This window comes from Mesorhizobium newzealandense, assembly GCF_042682145.1.
Taxonomy (GTDB): Bacteria; Pseudomonadota; Alphaproteobacteria; order Rhizobiales; family Rhizobiaceae; genus Mesorhizobium; species Mesorhizobium newzealandense.
Genome location: NZ_JBHUGZ010000001.1, coordinates 806,571 through 825,321, shown reverse-complemented (window position 1 = coordinate 825,321; position 18,751 = coordinate 806,571). Strand labels below are relative to the sequence as shown.

Annotated in this window: 15 protein-coding genes; 5 read left to right on the top strand and 10 right to left on the bottom strand. The window is 60.5% G+C overall.

Going from position 1 to position 18,751, the window contains the following annotated elements:
* Positions 1-2 precede the first annotated feature (2 nt).
* The 5 genes from ACFSOZ_RS03600 to ACFSOZ_RS03580 form a co-directional block, all read right to left on the bottom strand.
* A complete protein-coding gene (locus ACFSOZ_RS03600) occupies positions 3-998 on the bottom strand; it encodes a biotin/lipoyl-containing protein (RefSeq protein ID WP_378922631.1) in 996 nt (331 codons plus the stop codon).
* Positions 988-1,983 carry an alpha-ketoacid dehydrogenase subunit beta gene (locus ACFSOZ_RS03595; RefSeq protein WP_095088771.1) on the bottom strand — a complete coding sequence of 332 codons (996 nt, stop codon included), beginning with the start codon at positions 1,981-1,983 and terminating at the stop codon, positions 988-990. The genes ACFSOZ_RS03600 and ACFSOZ_RS03595 overlap by 11 nt, the downstream gene beginning before the upstream one ends.
* Positions 1,984-1,993: 10 nt before the next feature.
* Positions 1,994-2,983, bottom strand: a complete 990-nt coding sequence (locus ACFSOZ_RS03590) for a thiamine pyrophosphate-dependent dehydrogenase E1 component subunit alpha (protein ID WP_095088768.1) — start codon at positions 2,981-2,983, stop codon at positions 1,994-1,996.
* Positions 2,984-3,012: 29 nt separating this feature from the next.
* On the bottom strand, positions 3,013-4,311 hold the full coding sequence (locus ACFSOZ_RS03585) for a M24 family metallopeptidase (RefSeq protein WP_095088766.1): 1,299 nt from the start codon (positions 4,309-4,311) through the stop codon (positions 3,013-3,015).
* A gap of 144 nt (positions 4,312-4,455) precedes the next feature.
* Positions 4,456-5,424, bottom strand: a complete 969-nt coding sequence (locus ACFSOZ_RS03580; protein ID WP_095088764.1) for an NAD(P)-dependent oxidoreductase — start codon at positions 5,422-5,424, stop codon at positions 4,456-4,458.
* 344 nt (positions 5,425-5,768) lie between these two features.
* Between ACFSOZ_RS03580 and ACFSOZ_RS03575 the strand changes: the two genes are divergently transcribed.
* The 5 genes from ACFSOZ_RS03575 (at position 5,769) to ACFSOZ_RS03555 (ending at position 12,526) form a co-directional block, all read left to right on the top strand.
* Positions 5,769-6,800, top strand: a complete 1,032-nt coding sequence (locus tag ACFSOZ_RS03575; RefSeq protein ID WP_095088762.1) for a LacI family DNA-binding transcriptional regulator — start codon at positions 5,769-5,771, stop codon at positions 6,798-6,800.
* A gap of 387 nt (positions 6,801-7,187) precedes the next feature.
* A complete protein-coding gene (locus ACFSOZ_RS03570; RefSeq protein WP_378922635.1) occupies positions 7,188-8,753 on the top strand; it encodes a sugar ABC transporter ATP-binding protein in 1,566 nt (521 codons plus the stop codon).
* Positions 8,750-9,739, top strand: a complete 990-nt coding sequence (locus ACFSOZ_RS03565; RefSeq protein WP_378922637.1) for an ABC transporter permease — start codon at positions 8,750-8,752, stop codon at positions 9,737-9,739. The genes ACFSOZ_RS03570 and ACFSOZ_RS03565 overlap by 4 nt, the downstream gene beginning before the upstream one ends.
* Before the next feature lie 41 nt (positions 9,740-9,780).
* Positions 9,781-10,800: a sugar ABC transporter substrate-binding protein gene (locus ACFSOZ_RS03560; RefSeq protein WP_378922639.1), complete on the top strand. Its 1,020-nt coding sequence runs from the start codon at positions 9,781-9,783 to the stop codon at positions 10,798-10,800.
* Between the two features lie 226 nt (positions 10,801-11,026).
* Positions 11,027-12,526, top strand: a complete 1,500-nt coding sequence (locus ACFSOZ_RS03555) for an amidohydrolase family protein (RefSeq protein WP_167392230.1) — start codon at positions 11,027-11,029, stop codon at positions 12,524-12,526.
* A gap of 22 nt (positions 12,527-12,548) precedes the next feature.
* Here the strand turns inward: ACFSOZ_RS03555 and ACFSOZ_RS03550 are convergent.
* The 5 genes from ACFSOZ_RS03550 to ACFSOZ_RS03530 form a co-directional block, all read right to left on the bottom strand.
* Positions 12,549-13,495 (bottom strand): IS630 family transposase gene (locus tag ACFSOZ_RS03550; RefSeq protein WP_417568608.1). Its coding sequence is split into 2 segments (ribosomal slippage): positions 12,549-13,151 and positions 13,154-13,495, totalling 945 coding nucleotides; the frame shifts between segments, so codons are not numbered across the junction.
* Positions 13,496-13,627: 132 nt separating this feature from the next.
* Positions 13,628-14,824 (bottom strand): ISKra4 family transposase, encoded by a 1,197-nt coding sequence (locus ACFSOZ_RS03545; protein ID WP_379093863.1) that lies wholly within the window; start codon positions 14,822-14,824, stop codon positions 13,628-13,630.
* 928 nt (positions 14,825-15,752) lie between these two features.
* On the bottom strand, positions 15,753-17,099 hold the full coding sequence (locus tag ACFSOZ_RS03540) for an LLM class flavin-dependent oxidoreductase (RefSeq protein WP_379093702.1): 1,347 nt from the start codon (positions 17,097-17,099) through the stop codon (positions 15,753-15,755).
* A gap of 48 nt (positions 17,100-17,147) precedes the next feature.
* Positions 17,148-17,894, bottom strand: coding sequence for an ABC transporter ATP-binding protein (locus tag ACFSOZ_RS03535; RefSeq protein WP_379093699.1), 747 nt, complete (start codon positions 17,892-17,894; stop codon positions 17,148-17,150).
* Positions 17,870-18,751, bottom strand: a complete 882-nt coding sequence (locus ACFSOZ_RS03530) for an ABC transporter permease (RefSeq protein WP_379093697.1) — start codon at positions 18,749-18,751, stop codon at positions 17,870-17,872. The genes ACFSOZ_RS03535 and ACFSOZ_RS03530 overlap by 25 nt, the downstream gene beginning before the upstream one ends.

Here is an 18,751-nt window from a genome sequence, read left to right as displayed (position 1 = left end):
CCTCAAAGTAGCTGTCGAAGCGGATCGAGGAGCCGCGCGGCAAAGCCGGTGACCAGCGCCGTCCCAGCGGCGGGGGTCAGCCGCGACGCGTCGAAGATCAGACGCAGGTTCATGTGGCCGGCGTCGCCGGTGAGCGTCAGAACGGGCGCCGGCTCGACGGCAAATCGCGTCGAAACAACGCATGTGCCGGTGAGGTCGCGCAGGGCCAGGCTGATCTCGCCATCCTCCGGCGTGGCTTCGAGGCGCGACAATGGACTCTGGTCCGGGTCGTGGAAATGCAGGCTGGTGGAGCCCTGTTCGACCCGTATGGATATCTGGCCGTGATCATCGGCCGTGGCCCTTAAGCTCGATGCGGCGAAGGCGGCCCATAAGGCGGCTCGTCCCGCCGTGCCACCTTCCTCCCCGAGCAGCCGAATCATCCCGGCAAGGCCCGCCGGTTTGATCATGGCTTCGATCTCCGAGAGCATCGCCGGAGCGGTGATCGCCGGGGCCGGCGGCAGCGCGTCGAGATCGGCGGCGTGGAAAGGTTGCCTCATGCCGTGCGCGACCAGCCGGCCGAGGTCAATGCCGCGCTCGGCCGCAAGGCGCCTGATCTTCGGCGAGGCAAGGATCCTGCCATCATCGGCTGCTGCCAAGAGCATCCGCTTTTCGAGAGGCGGCTTGGCCGCCGGCACGGCGGGCACCGCCGCGGGTATCGCAAGTTTCTCCGTAGCGGGTGGCGACGGCGCGGCCTTGGCCGGCGTGGAGCCAAGGTCCGGCTTTTCGCTGGATATGATCGCGATGGGGGAACCGACCGGGACATCATCGCCGGCGCCAGCCATCAGCGCGGCCACATAACCGTCATGCCCGGCCTCGACCTCCATCGTCGATTTGTCCGTCTCGACGTCGAGCAGGATGTCGGAAGCCTTCACCGCGTCACCTGGTGCCTTGTGCCAGGCGACGATCAGGCCGGTCTTCTGCGCCATGCCCAGCGCCGGCATGATGATCTCACGCCGCATGGAACAACTCTCCACGCACCGTCAGACGGCCTCGCTCGGCAACCGATTCCGGCGTCGGGACGGTCATGTCCTCCAGCACCGGGGAGAACGGCACCGGGACGTCCATCGCTCCGATCCGCTGGACCGGCGCATCGAGATGATAGAACGCCCTTTCCGCGATGCGGCTGGCGATCTCGGCCGTGACGCCAAAACTCTGGTGGCCTTCATCGACGACCATGGCCCGCCCCGTACGGCGGACGGAGGCAAGGATCGTCTCCATGTCGAGTGGCACGATGGTGCGCGGGTCGATGATCTCGGCGGCGATGCCATCGCGCTCCAGCAGGACGGCCGCCTTTTGCGCGACCTGCACCATCGAGGACGTGGCAACGATGGTGATGTCGCGCCCCGGGCGCAGCACCTCGGCCTTGCCGAACGGAATGAGGTATTCCTCTTCGGGCACCGGCGCCTTCTCCTGATACATCAGCTTGTCTTCGAAGATGACCACTGGATTGTCGTCGCGGATTGCCGTCTTCAGCAGGCCCTTGGCCTCGTAGGCGGAGGACGGCAGCGCGACCTTCAGGCCCGGTATGTGCGCGACGAGGGCATGCAGCGACTGGCTGTGCTGCGCGGCGGAGCGCCGCGTCGCGCCCAGATTGGTGCGCAGCACGAGCGGCACCTTGAGCTTGCCACCGGACATGTAGTGGGCCTTTGCAGCCTGGTTGCAGAGCTGGTCCATGACCAGGAAAAGGAAATCGCCGAACATCAGGTCGACAATCGGACGCGATCCTGTCATCGCCGCGCCAACCGCCAGGCCCATGAAACCGGGCTCCGAAATCGGCGTATCGATGATCCGGTCGGTGCCGAACTCCTCGACAAGGCCCGACAGGACCTTGAACGGGGTGCCTGCCTCCGCGACATCCTCGCCGATGAGAAAGACCGATGGGTCGCGGCGCATTTCCTCCGCGATGGCCTCGTTGACGGCCTTGGAAAGTGTGATCTCGCGCATATCGGTTTCCTCAGGCGACGATCATGTCGGTGAAGACATGGCGTCCCACCTGAGACGCATCGGGGAAGGGCGCCGCCAACGCATAAGCGACCGCGGCACCAGCCTCGGCACCCACCTCGGCATCGATCGACGCCAGCTCCTCTGGCGTTGCAAGCCCCTCAGCGGCCAGCCATCGACCGAAATTGACGATAGGATCGCGCTCTGTCTTCCACAGCGCTTCCTCATCCTTCGAGCGATAGTACTCGCGGTTGATGTCGCCGACGTGGTGGCCGTGGTAGCGGTAGGTATCGAGCTGGATGAAGAACGGGCCTTCGCCCTTGCGACAGCGCGCCACCAGCCGCTCCGCGAGCTTGTTCACCGCCAGCACATCCTGACCATCCACCTTGAAGGCTTCGATGCCGAAGGCCTCGGCGCGGGCGGGAAGCGACCCCGCCGCGATCTCCGCTGTCTTGGTGTACTCGCTGTAGCCGTTGTTTTCGCATGCGTAGATGACTGGCAGCTTCCAGAGCGCGGCCATGTTCATGACCTCATAGAGAAGCCCCTGCGCCGTTGCGCCGTCACCGAAGAAGCATACGGTCACGTCCTTGCGGCCGAGCCGCTTTGCCGAGAGCGCCGCACCGGTGGCTATCCCCATCGAACCGCCGACGATGGCGTTGGCACCGAGATTGCCGTTGGACTGATCGGCGATGTGCATCGAGCCGCCCTTGCCGCCGCAATAGCCTTCGGCACGGCCCAGAAGCTCGCAGAACATTTCCTTGAATTCGGCGCCCTTGGCCACACAATGGCCGTGGCCGCGATGTGTCGAAGTGATCTTGTCGTCGCGCGTCAGCACCTCGCAGATGCCGACCGCGACGGCCTCCTGCCCGGAATACATGTGGGTGAGGCCGGGCATCTTGGCCGACAGATAAAGCTGGTTGGCATTGTCTTCGAAGACGCGGATGCGCACCATCTGCCGGTACATGCGAAGGTAGGCTTCCGCGTTGGTTTTCCTGGCGTTCATCGGTTCGGGTCCTCCCGTCTCTTGCCGTCTCAGTACCGATTGGCGATCGGCAGGGTTTCGGCGGGGAACAGGCTGATAACCTCGCAGCCCTTGTCGGTAACGACCACCTCTTCCTCGATGCGGGCCGCTGAATAGCCGTCCGCCGCGGGGCAGTAGGTTTCGAGCGCAAAGACCATCCCGGTCTCGATTTCCATTGGGTGATCGAGGCTGACGGCACGGCTGATGATCGGCCGCTCGTGCAGCGCCAGACCTAAGCCGTGTCCGAACTGGAGCCCAAAGGCGGCCAGCTCGTTGGGGAAGCCAAGGCTCTCGGCGGTCGGCCAGACCTTGGCGACTACGTCGGTGGTGACGCCCGGCTTGATCAGCGCGATGGCCGCGTCCAGCCACTCGCGGGCCTTGATATAGGCATCGTTCTGCGCCGGCGTAGCCCGGCCGATGTTGAACGTGCGATAATAGCAGGTGCGGTATCCCTGATAGCTCTGCAAGATGTCGAAGAAGGCTTGGTCGCCGGGGCGGAAGTAACGGTCGGTGAAATTGTGCGGGTGCGGATTGCAGCGCTCACCGGCGATGGCGTTGATGGCCTCGACGTCGTCCGAGCCCATTTCGTAGAGCATCTTGTTGGCCATCGCGACGATGTCGTTCTCGCGGATACCAGGCTTCAGTTCCTCCCAGATCATGTGGTAGACGCCGTCGACCATGCTTGCCGCCTGGTTGAGGAGATGGATCTCGTCAACGTTCTTGATCTCGCGTGCGGACAGCATGACCTGCTGGCCGTCGACGACCTTGAGGCCGGCTTCCTGAAGCGCGAAGAACATCGCGGTCTCCGCGTAGTCGACACCGACCGGCATGTCGGCGACACCGGCCATCTTCAGCAAGTTGAAGATCTCTTCGGCGTAGTGCTTCATCAGGCCGAAGGACGGCGGGATCGTACCCCGCATGCCAACGACGCCAGCCCGGCAGCGCTCAGGGTCGAGCCAGTCACAGTACTCTCTATGATGAACGGCAGCCGAGCCGAAGTCCCAGACATAGGGCTCCTCGTCGCCGGCAAGAAGCGCGAAGCGGCACATCTTGTCGCGCTCCCACTCGCCGATCTTGGTGCCGCTGACGTATCGGATGTTGTTGACGTCAAAGAGCAGCAGCGCACCGCAGCCGGACTTGTTGAGGGCCGTCTTGGCGCGGCTTAGCCGATAGCGCCGCAGCCGATCGTGGTCGACCCGACGTTCGAAGTCCACGGCGGTATGGCCTAAGGCCGGCAGGTGCCGGTCCCAACGCCAGTTCGGATCGATATCGCCGGGTTGCAGGATGCGAGGGTTGAGGGCGCTGGACATTTTTCTCTCTCCATTGAAGCCTCGGCGCGCGTGGTATTGCGCACTATGCTTGATTGCGTCGCTACACGAGCCGCGCCTTTCCAGACAAACCCTTGTCCCGCCCCCTAGCCGTTCTCGGCAGGAACGGGACAACTCGGCAGGCTCCTATTGACCGACGCTCTCGGGAACCTCCAGTCCCGTAGGTATAGGCACCCCCTCGCTCTTCAATTTGACCCCAGAAGCAAGCGCAACGGTCTCCAGTACAGCCGCGAAGTCTTTGCCAAGATAGTCCTTAGGATCGAGCTGCAGGTTCGCGGCGCCGAAATGCATCTGGAACGCCTCGCGAGTGATTGCAGTGACGGGCATGGGTACGTCGAGCACGCGTCCGGCCGCGAGCCCCAGATCAAGATCCTTGCGCAACAGCGCCGGACTGAAGGTGGTCGTCCAGTCGAGATTGACGAGAGCATCCGATTTGTACCGGGTGAAGGTCGAACCCATCACCGAGTCGTTCATGAAGTTGAGAAACGCACTCCGAGGCACGCCGGCCTTCTGACAAAGAATGGTGATTTCAGCGAGGTTCTGTATGACGACGCCAAGAAAGACATTGTGTGCGATCTTGCAGAAGCGCGCGAGTTCGCCGTCCCCCACATAGGACACGCCCCGCACGGCAAAAGCTGCAATAAGGTTCTCGACCTGATCGAAGGCGGGCCTCGGGCCCGACACAACGGCGCTCAGCTTGCCGGCCCGCACGCATTTAGCATTGCCGCTCACGGGCGAAGCGATGAGTTGGGCGCCACGTGCCCCTAGGCGTCGACGGAGGTCGGCCGATTCCTCGACCCCGATTGACGAGCAGTCAACGAAAATCTTTGGCATGGCGGTACCGCTAAGGACCCCGTCTTGGCCAAAGTAGACCTGCTCGACATCCGCCCCGGTTGAGACCATCGTAAACAGAACGTCGCAGCCTGCGAGTTCACGGGGCGAGTCTTTTAGTGTTGCCCCCAGATCGACCAAAGGCTCTGCCTTGGAGCGCGTGCGGTTCCAAATCTGGACGCAATGCCCTGCCTTCAACAACCGCTCCGCCATCGGATAGCCCATTCGGCCAAGGCCGATCCATCCGATCCTCAATTCTGTCATGATGCGCGCTCCGCTAACTGTTGTTTCATCGAGTGGCCTTTGTAAAAGAACGTCGAGCGGACAATTGGGCGCCACGGGCGATGGTCAGTTTGCCTTCTTGTCTGCAAACGTTTGCATGATATAGCACGCGTAATTTCCCAGCGTCAAATCGGAAGTGCTAAAAAGTGACGATGCCTCCTAAAGAAAGCTGCGGTCGCTACCAACAGGAGGACCAGGCGCGCATTATGGCTGTGTGGAGCGAGGCCCCTGAAGGCTTGAATTCGCATGCAGCTACTTTTTTGCCTAAATCGCGATAGACCCTTGGTGTCCATTGAGTCCTTCAATTTTTGTATGGCGGTTGCATCATGACGACGAAGAAGCGCATCACGCTGCGTGAAGTGGCCGAGGCCGTAGGTGTCCATGTGTCCACCGTTTCACGTGCCCTTGGTCCCAACACCCGGCATCTGATTAATTCGGACGTCGTCGAACAGGTCATCAGGGCAAGTCGACAAATGGACTACCGGCGGCATGCGGCCGCCTACTCACTGAAAACGAATCGTACGAAGACCGTCGGCGTCATTGTTCCCGACATCACCAACGCCATCTTTCCCCCGATGATCCGAGGCATAGAAGATTCGCTTTCCACGGCAGGATATCTGGCGATCGTAGGGAACACTGATGGCGATAACGAGCGAGAGCGCACTCTTCTTGATACTCTCGTTGGCCGAGGTATTGATGGATTGATCCTGGCGAGCGTCGAGCGCAAAGACGATGTGTTTGATCTGGCTGCCTCGGAAAGCATCCCGATCGTGACTGTAAATCGCAGACCGGACCGTGATTCCGTCCATTCGATCGTACACGACGAATCCGAAGGTGTTCGGCGCGCGCTCACCCACTTGGTGTCATTGGGCCACCGGCGGATTGCGATGATCGCCGGCCCGCAGACCCTGTCGACTGGCGCAGAGCGCTACGCAGCATTCGTGCAATCCAGGTCATCGTTGAACCTGGATAGCGACGAAAGCCTGGTGGCGTTCGCCCAGGCATACAACGAGTCTGCGGGCGAACATTGCGTTGAGGAACTCATAGCGGCAGGCCACACGTTTACTGCTATCCTTTGTGCAAACGACCGTCTTGCGGTTGGCGCCTTGGCGGCCCTGAGCCGCCGAAATCTTATCTGCCCCAAAGATGTATCTGTGACCGGATACAACGACATGCCGATGGTTGATCGAATTGATCCCCCTCTTACGACCATAAGGATTCAGCAATACAGGATGGGATTTGAAGCTGGATCGATGTTGCAGAAGCTTATGAATGGGGAATCGCCGGCTCAAGTCGTAGTCTTGCCCGTCGAATTGGTGATCCGCAGTTCGACGGCGAGGGTTTTGGACGGAAGATAAGCCTTCCTGCGCCTTATCGGTTTTCCACGGTAATGCTTGCCTATGACTGCGCTCATATGTCCTGCCCGTGGGGGATGGCAAGCTGAAGCATGGCGTTTTGACGCCCGGACGAGAACCTTGCTGCCGAGCCGGTCACGGAAAATCCCTGCGACAGTTGTGGTTGACTGCCCATTTTCTTTCGGCTACGTTGCAAACGTTTGCAGAGCCTGGCGACCAGACCGGCCTGCAGTGGGAGGAGACGATGAGCACGATACGGCCGCGCGCGATCCTAACGTCTGCAATCAAACACGTCCCGCTCGATTGCCACGCCAAGATGGTCATCCATCCGTCTCGCAGTGTCTCCACCGCCTCCTGTTCCCCTCATCAAAAAATCGGGTGAAGCCGGCAATGACGAGCAACCAGCACGCTGCTCAGTTCAACGGCTTTCTTCCGCAAGCAGCCGGAATCGCTCTGTCGGCCACCGGCATTTGCCGGCACTTCGGCGCAACCCAAGCTCTCGATCAGATGGAGTTGCAGGTACTTCCAGGGGAGGTGCATGGACTCGTGGGGGCAAACGGGGCCGGCAAATCCACCCTCGTCAAGATTCTCTCAGGAGCACTGAAGCCCGACTCAGGCACCATCACTGTTGGCGGGTGGCATGGCGAATCTTTGACGCCACGTCGGGTCCAGCAGCTCGGGCTTGCGACGATTTTTCAGGAGCGCAGCCTGGCGCCTAACCTCACCGTCGTGGAAAACATTGTGCTAGGTCGAGAGCGGACCATCGCCGGCCTGTTCTTGACGCCGGATCATCAGCAGCACGATGTCGAGGACGTGCTTCGGCGTGTGGGCCTCAATGTTTCGCCGATGACGCCATTGTCGCAACTCTCGCCTGCTGCGCAGCAACTGGTCGAGATAGCAAAGGCACTCTATCGCGGCGCGCGGCTCATCATCATGGATGAACCGACCGCCGTGCTGGGAGCAGCGGAGACCACCAGACTTCTAGAGCTTGTCCGGGATCTTTCCAGCAAAGGCGTCGCTGTCGTCTACATCTCGCATCACTTGCACGAAACGCTCGCGCTGTCGGATCGCGTTACCGTCATGCGCGAAGGGCGGGCGGTTCTAACTGCCCCGTCTAACAGCATGACGCCGCAGACACTCGTCGAGGCGATGATCGGCCGGCATGTCGCCTTGGCCAGGCCAACCCAGTTGAAACTGGGCGATGTCGTCTTCTCTGCGCGGGCCCTCGGGCAAGGTCGGCGACTTTTCGGGATCAATCTAGACCTTCGCGCCGGCGAGATCGTGGGGCTGACAGGTCTGGTCGGCTCCGGCAGGTCCCGGCTCGCGCGGGTCATCTTCGGAGCGGAGCAGCCAGACAGTGGCGAGATGTTCCTTTTTGGCAAGCCCTACCACCCCGCCAGCCCGGCCGAGGCAATCACTCTAGGCGTAGGGCTAGTCCCCGAGGATCGCAAGACGGAGAGCCTGCTACAGCAAATGACTGTCGCTCAGAACGTGACGCTCACCCGGATGCCCGCGACGCCATATTGCGGTTTCATCCGGCTCGGCGAGGAACAAAGGACCGCCATGGCGTGGGTCAAACGCCTCAAGATAAGGTCGGCCCTGCCTGGGTTCCCTGTCTCCACCCTGTCGGGAGGGAATCAGCAGAAGGTCGCAATTGCGCGTTGGCTCCACACGAAGGCTCGCCTGATGATCTTCGATGAGCCAGGGCAGGGCGTCGACATCGGCGCTAAGGAGGAGATCTTGCAGACAATCGGCGCGCTCGCGGGTGACGACTGCGCGGTCTTGGTGATTTCAAGTGACCTGGAAGAACTTACCCAAGTCGCCAATCGTGTGCTTGTGCTGCGCCAGGGGCGCATTGCCGGTGAACTTACCGGCGCAGAGGTGACGGAGCAGCGGGTGCTAGAGCTGGCCATGGGAACCACTTTGCCGGTCAGCATGGATGAGCCGGTAGCATGACAAGTAACCCTGAAAATGCGGTCGGCGCCGGCACCAACGTGAAGCCCCGGCTACCTGCCCTTGGCCGAACGGTACGCGTCTATCGTTCTCGGATCGCGCTCGCCTCGGTCATCCTGCTGCTGATCGCAATCACAGCCACCCAGTCATCGGTATTCCTGACCGTTCACAATTTTGTCAATGTCGCGTCTCAGGTCGCGGTGCTCGGCGTTTTGGCTAGCGGTACCACGCTGTTAATGGTCTCGCGCGGCATGGATTTGTCGATCGGTTCCAGCCTTTCGCTGTCGGGGATGGTGCTGGCTTTCGTGATGCTGCAAGGCGCCCCGATCTGGCTGGCAATCGTGGCATGTCTTGCGGTTGCAGCGGCAGTTGGTGCGGTCAATGGCACGCTGGCCTCTTACTCCCCCATCCACCCCTTCGTTATCACACTTGGCGTTCTTACACTGCTGCAGGGACTGGCGCTTCTCGTTTCACAGACGCCCCTGTACGGGTTGCCGAACGAGTTTATCACCTGGGGCAGGTTGAAATTTCTCGGACTACCGATCGCGGTTGTCGTTTTCGCGCTTGTTGCCCTTTTTTGCCACATCCTTTTGCGCGCCACAAAGTTGGGCCGTTGGCTCTATGCCATCGGCGGCTCCGAGTCAGCCGCTCACCTCGCCGGTGTCCGCATTAGAACCGTTAAGATCGGCATTTACACGCTCAACGGTCTGCTTGTCGGCATTGGTTCGATCTTGCTGGTGAGCCAGATCGGTTCGGCTGGAGCCACCATGGGGGCAGGGCAAGAGCTCAGCGCCATTGCCGCCGTCGCCGTCGGCGGAACCACGTTGGCGGGCGGCAAGGGCGACATGATCGGAACTCTGCTTGGCGTCCTGTTGCTCGGGTTAATCAGCAATGCTCTCAACCTAATGTCGATCAGCCCCAACTGGCAGTACGTGCTCCAGGGTCTCGTCATTGTCACCGCAGTCATGGCGCAGCGAGACGCAAAATAAGCAATCTCAGCCAACCGTAAGATCAAACAGGGAGGAAAATCATGAATGTGGAGACAAAGTACGGGGCGATCAGGAAGAATCTTGTCGGGCGAAGCGGTGTTGGCCTAGCACTTGCGGCATTTGTGTTCGTGCAACCTGCAAGCTCGGCAGACGGACCTTTGACCGGAAAGACCGTCGCGTACATACAGACCTACAGCAACCCTTACTATGACGGGACCGCCGATGGTGTGAAGCTTGCCGCCAAGAGCTTCGGTGCAAGCACGCTCGTTCTTGTCTCGAACTTCGATCCAGCAACCGAGCGCGCGAATGTTCAGGATGCCATCACAAAGAAGGTTGCCGGCGTGGTGCTCGAACCTTCGACGGCTCAAAGCTCCGCGTCCAACTTGGCCTTGTTGAAAGAAGCTGGAATCCCCGTCGTGGTCCTCTACGGATACTCTCCGGACTTGCGCGCGGAGGCGGCCGGCTTCGTCCATGTCAACTATTCCAAGACTGGTGAAGCGGCAGGTGCTGCCCTCGCCAAGGCTCTCCCTGCTGGGGGCGTGGGCGTGATAACCGGTGCGCTCGGCCGTGGCGACGCTGAAGAGATGCTGGAGGGTTTCAAGCGCGGCCTCCGGGATGACAGCAGGATTGTCAGCGTTGTCGATGGTCTCTGGGATCGCCAAAAGGCATTCAAGGCAGCACAGGACATCGTCACCAAAACGCCCGACCTGAAAGGACTGTTCGTGATGAACGAGCCTATGGCGGCAGGTGCCATCCAGGCCATTGGCGATAAGGTGTCGGAGATCACAATTGTAAGCCAGAACGGTTCGCCCGAGGGCCTCACACTCATCAAGCAGGGCACGCTTGTCGCTACATCTGCCTGGTCGCCAGTGGTTGAGGGGATCATTGCGACCCGGATTCTCGATGACACTCTCAACGGAAAGCCACTGGCGGACTCCGACAAGGTCTGTCTTGTTCCATACGTCACCGTCACCAAGGACAATATTGCCGAATCTCCATCTTGGACGCCTGATGAGGCGACACTGGCAAGTGCCATGGCCACCAAGTGCGGCCGTCCATGAAGGTCCTCATTGAATGAGGTCAAAGCGTCGATAGGCAGCACGAGCAGGCGGCCCGCAACAGTTTGCGCGCTCGCCGCTCCAAGGTGGCCATCGGCGATTGCTAGGAACAGTATAGGTATCTCGAGGCAGGGGATCGGCAATGAGCCTTCACATTGACAGTCACGCGGCACCTCATCGGGGCAATCTACCGGCTTCACCTGTGTTCAACCCCCGGGCTTGTTCGTGCATGAGCCACTGGAACCCCCATTTTCAGTTGCACCAACACACTGTTGCGGCGGCACCTATCGCCGCGACAAACGGCGCGCCGGGCCTGTCGAGGTTGCGTGCCACAAACCCGGCAGGCGTAGCGGAACCAAAGCCCGGGAAAGGCCAGCGGATTCTGATCCGCGGCGGTACCGTCGTCACAATGGCTGATGACCATCGTGACTTCGCCCCCGGCGACATTCTGATCGATGGGGATCGTATTGTTGACATCGATCATAAGATCGACGCCACCGACGCTTTCGTCATTGACGCTACGGGTATGATCGTCGTTCCAGGTATGGTCGATACGCACCGCCACACCTGGCAGTCCACGGTCCATACGCTCGGACCGGATTGGCTGCTGTCCGACTATTTTGGCTTCATGCGCGGCGTGATCGGGCGCGTATACCGACCGGAAGACCTTTACATCGCAACCTTGCTCGGCGCGCTTGAGGGCATCGATTCCGGCACAACAACGCTTGTCGACTGGGCGCATCTGATGAACACTCCGGCACACGCTGACGCCTCGGTGCTTGCGCTCAAAGATTCAGGCATTCGTGCAGTCTTTGGGTATGGAAATAGTAACGCGGGCTACGAATTTCCAAATACGCATCGCCTCGATACGATCGATGCGAGACGGGTGCGAGATCAGTACTTCTCAGGCGCCGGCGGGCTGGTCACCATGGCGATAGCCGCACGTGGCCCAGACTACTCATCCCGGGAAGTTTGGATGGACGACTTCAAGGCGGCCAGGGAGCTGGGGCTGCCGATCACGGTGCATGTTGGCTCGAACGGGTCCTACTCCTATTCTGTCGGCCAGCTTCACGAGGCAGGGCTTTTGGGTCCTGACATTACCCATGTCCACTGCAATTCGTTGAAGAGCGACGAATACAAGATGATTGCGGACACCGGCGGGACCGTGTCGATCTCCGTTGAATCGGAAATGCACCTCGGGTGCGGCGCCAACCCGCTGTCGCGGCTGCTGGCCAATGGAATCCGACCGAGCATCTCGACTGACGTGCCGAGCGTGAATTCCTGCGACATCCTCGGTGCGTTGCGAATCACCCTTGGCACTCATCGCGGCCAAATATCGCAACAGATGCTCGACCATTCGGGCGAGAAGACTGAATCACGGCTAACGACCCGTGATATCCTGGAGTTTGCCACCCTGCGAGGCGCAGCCGCGGCGGGTCTGTCAGGAAAGACGGGGATGCTTGCCGCAGGGATGCAGGCTGATATCGTCCTTCTGTCCTACAAGCGTGTAGGTCTCTTCCCGCTTCACAACCCGACTGCGCTCGTGGTCATGAATGCAACTCCAGCGGACGTGGACACCGTCGTGATTGCCGGCAAGATCATGAAGCGTCATGGCGTACTGGATGTCGATCTCGCCGCGATTACGCGTGCGGCCGAGGCGAGCGCTGACTACTTGTACTCGCAGTCAAAAATGAAACCGCGTCCGACCTGCTATAGACTAGGGGCCTAGAGCAGTTTCTGGATAATCACGGTTAGGCATCGTAGCCGGCGTGGGCGAACAGGTTTTCGCATTCTTTGGGGTGGAAACGATCGATGGCGACGGCCACGGCGTCCCATAATTCCGGGATGGACCGGGCTGCTGCCTTTCGCAGTAAAGCCTTCAGCTTGGCGAAGGCCATCTCAATGGGGTTAAAGTCCGGGGAGTAGGGCGGAAGATAGCGAAGGGAAGCCCCCGCAGCCTCGATGATTTCGCGGACACCGACCACTTTATGAGCAGGCAGGTTGTCCATCACGACGACATCGTCGGGTTGAAGCGTCGGCACGAGGACGCGGCGCAAGTAGACCAGGAATGCTTCGCCATCCATGGCGCCGTCCAGGAGCCAGGGCGCGACGATCCCGTCGAGGCGCAGGCCGGCCGTGAAGGTCGTGGATTTCCAGTGCCCATGAGGAACAGCCGCCCGGCAACGCTGTCCACGCGCAGAGCGGCCTCGTAGCCGGGCCATCTTGGTATTGAGGCCACTTTCGTCGATGAAGATCAGGCGGCTCGGATCGAGATCGAGTTGGCCTTCGAACCACTCTTCCCGCGCTGCCAAAACATCCGGTCGCTGCTGTTCGGCCGCGTGCGCTGTCTTTTTTTGTACGTGATGCCACGCTTTGCGAAGAACGCATGGACCGTCGTCAGGCTGGCTTTGACCCCGCGCTCTGCCGCAAGGCGATCGACGATCTCGGCAAGCGTGATGTCCCGCTCATCGGTCTCGACCAAGGCGAGAATGAAAGTCTCGTGCGCGTCCAGCTTCGATACCTTCGGCTTGCCCTGCCGCCCAGGTTCCAGATTGCCGCTCGAACGCCAGGCCCGATACCATGCACCAGACGTCGATATCCCGATGGCAAACCGCCGTGCCGCTTCTCGGGTCGACAGGCCTGCCTCTATCGCCTCGATAACACGCGTCCGCAAATCCAGGCTGTAAGCTCGTGCCATGCCGCTGCTCCTTCCGCAAATCACTTCGATCAGGGAATCAGAACAAGCCGTTCACTGCAAACAAACGACTCCGATTAAGGGAAAACCGCTCTAGAGAGCCGAGAGCGTGTGAGACCGGTAATTTCTCTGGGGTTACGCGGCGCGCAGAAGGGGGGGTTGGGCTTGAATAGTGGGGGGCACGTTTGGCTCTGGCTGTCGGAAGGGTGCCCGCAGCCGATCGCGAAGTTCGCCATTGATCTCCGCCGTCCGGACCTGCATGAGCATGTGGGCACCGTGGGGGGAGCAGCGCATCTGTTGCTTTTTGACCATCCGCTTGCCGACGAGTGAATTCACCGCCGACTCGGCCAGAGCGGAGGCAACGCGAAGCCCAGCCCGATAGCGCTTTCCATAGTTGACGATCGCGCCGCGATTTGAATGGACATAGGTCAGGAGCTGCGAGGCGAGGCTAAAAAGCCGTGCAATCGAGAACTCGCCGTCCCTTTGCGAGTCTTTCAGTCTCGCCAGGAGTTGCTCCAGGTCGCGGATCGCGCCATCGACCCGCCCGTGCCAGAGACGCCACTTCACGGCTTTGATGTCCTTGTCGATGGTTGGAAGCACTTCAAAAGGGTCGGACTGGGAACGATGTGATCGGCGATCTGCTGCATGGGCTGGATCTTTATGGCCAATGTGGAACCAGTCGATGATGTGGGCTGTCGGCTTCGGCATGGCGCGGGGCAGCCGCTTCAGGATTTCGGCGCCGTCCGAGATCACGGTGACGTTGCCAAAGCCGCAATAGCCTTCTTGCTGAAGTGCGTGGAGGGCTCGATCCCGGATTGCAGCCTGGTCGGTGTTGCTGGTCACGAGGTAGCGGCCACCGACATCACCCCGACCGCCGCGGCCGCATCGAGCTACAACGAGCTCGAAGTTTCGCGCGGAATTGGGATCGGCGCTGCGAACATGTGCCGTATCGATGCTGATGACGAACTCTTTGCGTCGGTCGCCGGGAAGCTGCATTTCAAGCTGGCTTCGATCGTGCCTTTGAGCTCGCGCGCGCCTTTCTTCCTTCGCGATCTGTTCATCGAGCCGTTCACCGATCCTGATGGTCCGCTTGCGCACGGTCACGTACGTCTCGGTGGGTTCAATGGGCAGAAATTCGCCAAGCACCTTCGCTGCCTGCCGATACGGCATCATGCTTCCCAATCGCGCCGTCAGTTCAATCAGTTCAGGCGTGGCTCGATCAGGGCAGATCTCGTTGAGTGGTGCGAAGGCAGCGACCATGCCAGGATGGCAATCCCGGCAGAGCATCCAACGGGGATTGCGAACCTTCACGGTGCCGAAAACAGTTCTGATTTTGCGCGTCCCATCGCTGCCTCCTTGAAGAAGCGACGGTGATGGACTGCTTGGGCTAACAACCCGTATTCGACCCCAGAGAAATTACCGGTCTCGCAGCGAGCCAAGCGCGAATCTCAAATTAAATGCAAATTCTCAATTGTCTGCTGACGCATAGATCCTCTAGTCGACGAATCGCAAAGGAACGATATCGCGTGCTTTGCTGAGTGCACCTGGGACGACGAGGTATTGGATGCCCGAGAAAATCAAGTTGATCCGACGCTCGGCGCTCAACACGGGCCGCGGCGCTAACCTCTCCGGATAATGACGAAGCATCGAAACAGCCGTTGCCGTCCCTTTTCCCAGTTAGCAGCGCTCCATTTTGAGGGCTCGATGAGGGTATGTTTGACCGGAGACCGGCTGACGTAACGCGGAGGCCGTCGCCAACCGATGGCTGAAAGCAGGCCTCGCACAGTTGTTGCGATGCCGGATGTGCTCTTCGCACGCTATCCGGCGCACCGTGCACTCGCCGCAGGTTCTCATCTGCTGCGCGCTTCGCCCTGCGGACAGCAGACAGCGAGGCCTCCACTGCCTCGAAAAGCTCGCGACGGTGGCTCAATTCCGTGACCGGCTCGCCATTTTGGGGAGGTAATCCGTGCAGATGCCTGGCGTGGATCATCCAATCCATCTCCTGACCGCGTCATTTGGCACCGACCTCTTTCAGCCGGCGGATCCTTCCGACCGCCGGATCATGTTGACGATCCCTCGGGAGATTTGCCTCTTGTAAAGAACATGACGGTCTGCGCCGTCTTACCTACGTTGCTGTTACTCTACCGTGCAGTGGCCTTGGAAAATATGACAGATGGACCACAATAATCGGGTTTAAGCTGAAGATTTCTCAGCGAATCCTGAAAAAAGGGAACAGCAGGTCTTCGATCTTCATGATGCATCAAGCGGTCGCCCTTTGCAGTCCGCTGAATGTGTTTTGCGGACGCGGCAGACCGAAATGGTCCCGTAGCGTTGCCCCGTCATAATCGTGCCGGAAAAGTCCGCGCCTGCGCAAGATAGGCACCACCTCCTCGGCGAATATGTCGAACCCGCCCTGTAGATAGGGCGGCATGATATTGAAGCCGTCCGCGGCACCATTGTCGAACCATTCCTGGATTTTGTCGGCGATCTGTTCGGGTGTCCCGGCCTGGACCCAATGCCCGCGCGCCCCGGCGAGGCGGTGCAGCAACTGGCGGATGGTTGGATTCTCGCTCTCAATGATGTCGAGTACGACGTGGAAGCGGCTGCTCGCGCCGCGCTCGCCCTCAACGCGGATGAGCTCGCGCGGAAATGGCCCGTCCAGATCGTAGCCGGAAAGGTCGGCGTCTACGATGCGGCGTAGCTGGTGAAGAGAGTATTCCGGCTGCGTCAGCTCATTGAACTCGTCATACAGTGCCCGAGCTGCCGCCTCGGTTGAACCGATGAAGGGACTGATGCCGGGTAAGACCTTGACGTGATCAGGGTTGCGGCCAACCGACTTCACGCGCGCTTTGATGTCAGCGTAAAATTCCTGCGCGTTGCCGAGTGTCTGATGGGCTGTAAATATCGCCTCGGCATAGCGGCTTGCGAATGATCGTCCGTCTTCCGATGAACCCGCCTGGACGTAGACCGGACGCCCCTGTGGTGAGCGCGGAAGCGTGAGCGGGCCCTTCACCCGATGATATTTGCCGATGTGATTGATTGAGTGGATCTTGTCAGTGTCGGCAAAAATGCCAGACTCCCGATCGGAGACGAGCGCGTCGTCCTCCCAACTGTCCCAGAGCTTGGTCACCACATCAACGAATTCGCCGGCGCGCTCGTAACGGTCGGCATGGGTTGGATGTCGGTCAAAGCCGAAATTCAGCGCCGCGGACGCATCGCCCGTCGTGACGATGTTCCAACCGGCGCGGCCGCCGCTCAGATGATCGACCGAAGCGAACAGCCGGGCGAGGTTATAGGGTTCGTTGTAGGTGGTCGAGGCGGTCGCGATGAAGCCGATGCGTTGCGTCACGGCGGCAAGCGCCGAAATCCAGGTCAGCGGCTCCAGCCTGAAGCGGCTTGCGTAGCGGATGTTGTCGGCGAGCGCCGGCCCATCGGCAAAGAACAGCGCGTCGAACTTGCTCGCCTCGGCCTTTTTCGCCAGTTCCTGATAATAAGCGATGTCCAGCATTCTCTCAGGGGCGGAATCCTTGTAGCGCCAGCCGGCTTCATGATGGCCGCCAGGATAGATGAAAAGATTGAGTTTCAACTGTCGTGATTCGGCGGGCATATGTGGGTCCTCTTGGGTGGTGACTCTGAGCGACAGGTTTTCGACCGGTCAGACCGGCAGCACAGGCTTCGTCTCGACGCCGAGATGACGCAGAAGTTCGGAGCGAATCTCGCCGAATCGCCGGTCGCCATGATCGCGTGGCGTTGGGATATCGATTGCGATGTCGGCGACGATCCCGCCCTTGTCGAGAACCAAAACCCGGTCCGCCAGCGTCACGGCTTCGTCAACGTCATGGGTGACCAATAGGACCGCCGGTTGGTGACGGGCACAAAGCTGACGCAGCAGATCGTGCATGCGCAGGCGGGTCAGCGCGTCGAGTGCGCCGAACGGCTCATCGGCCAGCAGCAGTTCGGGATCACGGACCAGCGAGCGCGCCAATGCCACCCGCTGCTGCTCGCCACCAGAGAGCTCGACCGGCCAAGCGTTCTCACGGCCGCCCAGGCCAACTTCTTCGAGAGCAGCCCGCCCGCGTTTGGCGGCGTCCGGTAGGTCGAGACCAAGAATCACATTCTCCAGCACTCGTTTCCATGGCAGCAGTCGGGCATCCTGGAACACCACCGATTTCTTATCGGGCGTTTCGAGCCGGCCGGACCCGGATACTTTGTCATCGAGATTCGCGAGCGCGCGCAGCAACGTACTCTTGCCCGATCCGCTCCGGCCGAGAAGGGCGACGAACTCCCCCTTGTCGATGTCGAGGCTGAGCCCATCGAGAATGGTTCGCGACCCGAAGCTTCTGATAAGGCTCTCGACCCGCACGACGGGTGCGCCGCTCAATCCGCCAAGGTGCGACGCCATGACAGCGACCTTTCCTGGAAGAAGCTGACGATGCCGTCTGAGGCGAGACCGAGCAGCGCGTAGAGGACGAGGCCGACGATGACGATGTCGGTCTGGCCGTAGTTGCGTGCGAGATCGATCATATAGCCGATGCCGCTCGTGGCATTGACCTGTTCGACCACCACCAGGGACAGCCAGGCATAGGTCACCGCGAAACGCAGCCCCAGGAAGAAGCCGGGCAGGGCGCCTGGCAGGATAACCTCGCGGATGAATTCGCCATAGCCCATTCGCAGGGTCTGGGCCAATTCGACATAACGGCTGTCTATGCTGCGCAAGCTGCTGTGGGTCTGGATATAGATCGGGATCAGGACAGCCAACGCGATCGTCGTCACTTTCATGCCCTCGCCGATGCCGAACCACAGCATCAGCAACGGGATCAGGGCGAGCGTCGGGATCGCCCGCTTGATCTGAACAGGGCCGTCAATGATCGCCTCGCCAAGCCGGGACAACCCTGAAATGAGGGCAAGCACGGTCCCGATCAGGATGCCGAACACCAGCCCCTGCGCTGCCCGCCAGGCAGATGTCATCAGATGACCCTGAAGCTTGCCTTCTGCGATAAGATCGACGGCGGTGCCGACAACCGACCAAGGCGCCGGCAGCGTTCTTGGATCGATCAGGCCGGCGACACTGCCGATGGACCAGACCACAAGAAGAAGTGCGGGCCCAATCAGCGCGCTAAACGGGATCGCACGCCCAAGTGCCAGGCGACGCCTCGTCCTGGTCTTGCGGAGCTGTATGGCGGGCGGGATCAACGCCCTTTCATCAGATGCATACCCAATGGTGGGCGCAACCGCGGCGGGGTGTGAGAATGCGTTCAT

What these genes read in the sequence shown, in the direction of transcription:
- ACFSOZ_RS03600 (WP_378922631.1), bottom strand. Translation starts at nt 998, where the DNA reads ATGCGGCGTGAGATCATCATGCCGGCGCTGGGCATGGCGCAGAAGACC.
- ACFSOZ_RS03595 (WP_095088771.1), bottom strand. Translation starts at nt 1,983, where the DNA reads ATGCGCGAGATCACACTTTCCAAGGCCGTCAACGAGGCCATCGCGGAG.
- ACFSOZ_RS03590 (WP_095088768.1), bottom strand. Translation starts at nt 2,983, where the DNA reads ATGAACGCCAGGAAAACCAACGCGGAAGCCTACCTTCGCATGTACCGG.
- ACFSOZ_RS03585 (WP_095088766.1), bottom strand. Translation starts at nt 4,311, where the DNA reads ATGTCCAGCGCCCTCAACCCTCGCATCCTGCAACCCGGCGATATCGAT.
- ACFSOZ_RS03580 (WP_095088764.1), bottom strand. Translation starts at nt 5,424, where the DNA reads ATGACAGAATTGAGGATCGGATGGATCGGCCTTGGCCGAATGGGCTAT.
- ACFSOZ_RS03575 (WP_095088762.1), top strand. Translation starts at nt 5,769, where the DNA reads ATGACGACGAAGAAGCGCATCACGCTGCGTGAAGTGGCCGAGGCCGTA.
- ACFSOZ_RS03570 (WP_378922635.1), top strand. Translation starts at nt 7,188, where the DNA reads ATGACGAGCAACCAGCACGCTGCTCAGTTCAACGGCTTTCTTCCGCAA.
- ACFSOZ_RS03565 (WP_378922637.1), top strand. Translation starts at nt 8,750, where the DNA reads ATGACAAGTAACCCTGAAAATGCGGTCGGCGCCGGCACCAACGTGAAG.
- ACFSOZ_RS03560 (WP_378922639.1), top strand. Translation starts at nt 9,781, where the DNA reads ATGAATGTGGAGACAAAGTACGGGGCGATCAGGAAGAATCTTGTCGGG.
- ACFSOZ_RS03555 (WP_167392230.1), top strand. Translation starts at nt 11,027, where the DNA reads ATGAGCCACTGGAACCCCCATTTTCAGTTGCACCAACACACTGTTGCG.
- ACFSOZ_RS03540 (WP_379093702.1), bottom strand. Translation starts at nt 17,099, where the DNA reads ATGCCCGCCGAATCACGACAGTTGAAACTCAATCTTTTCATCTATCCT.
- ACFSOZ_RS03535 (WP_379093699.1), bottom strand. Translation starts at nt 17,894, where the DNA reads ATGGCGTCGCACCTTGGCGGATTGAGCGGCGCACCCGTCGTGCGGGTC.
- ACFSOZ_RS03530 (WP_379093697.1), bottom strand. Translation starts at nt 18,751, where the DNA reads ATGAACGCATTCTCACACCCCGCCGCGGTTGCGCCCACCATTGGGTAT.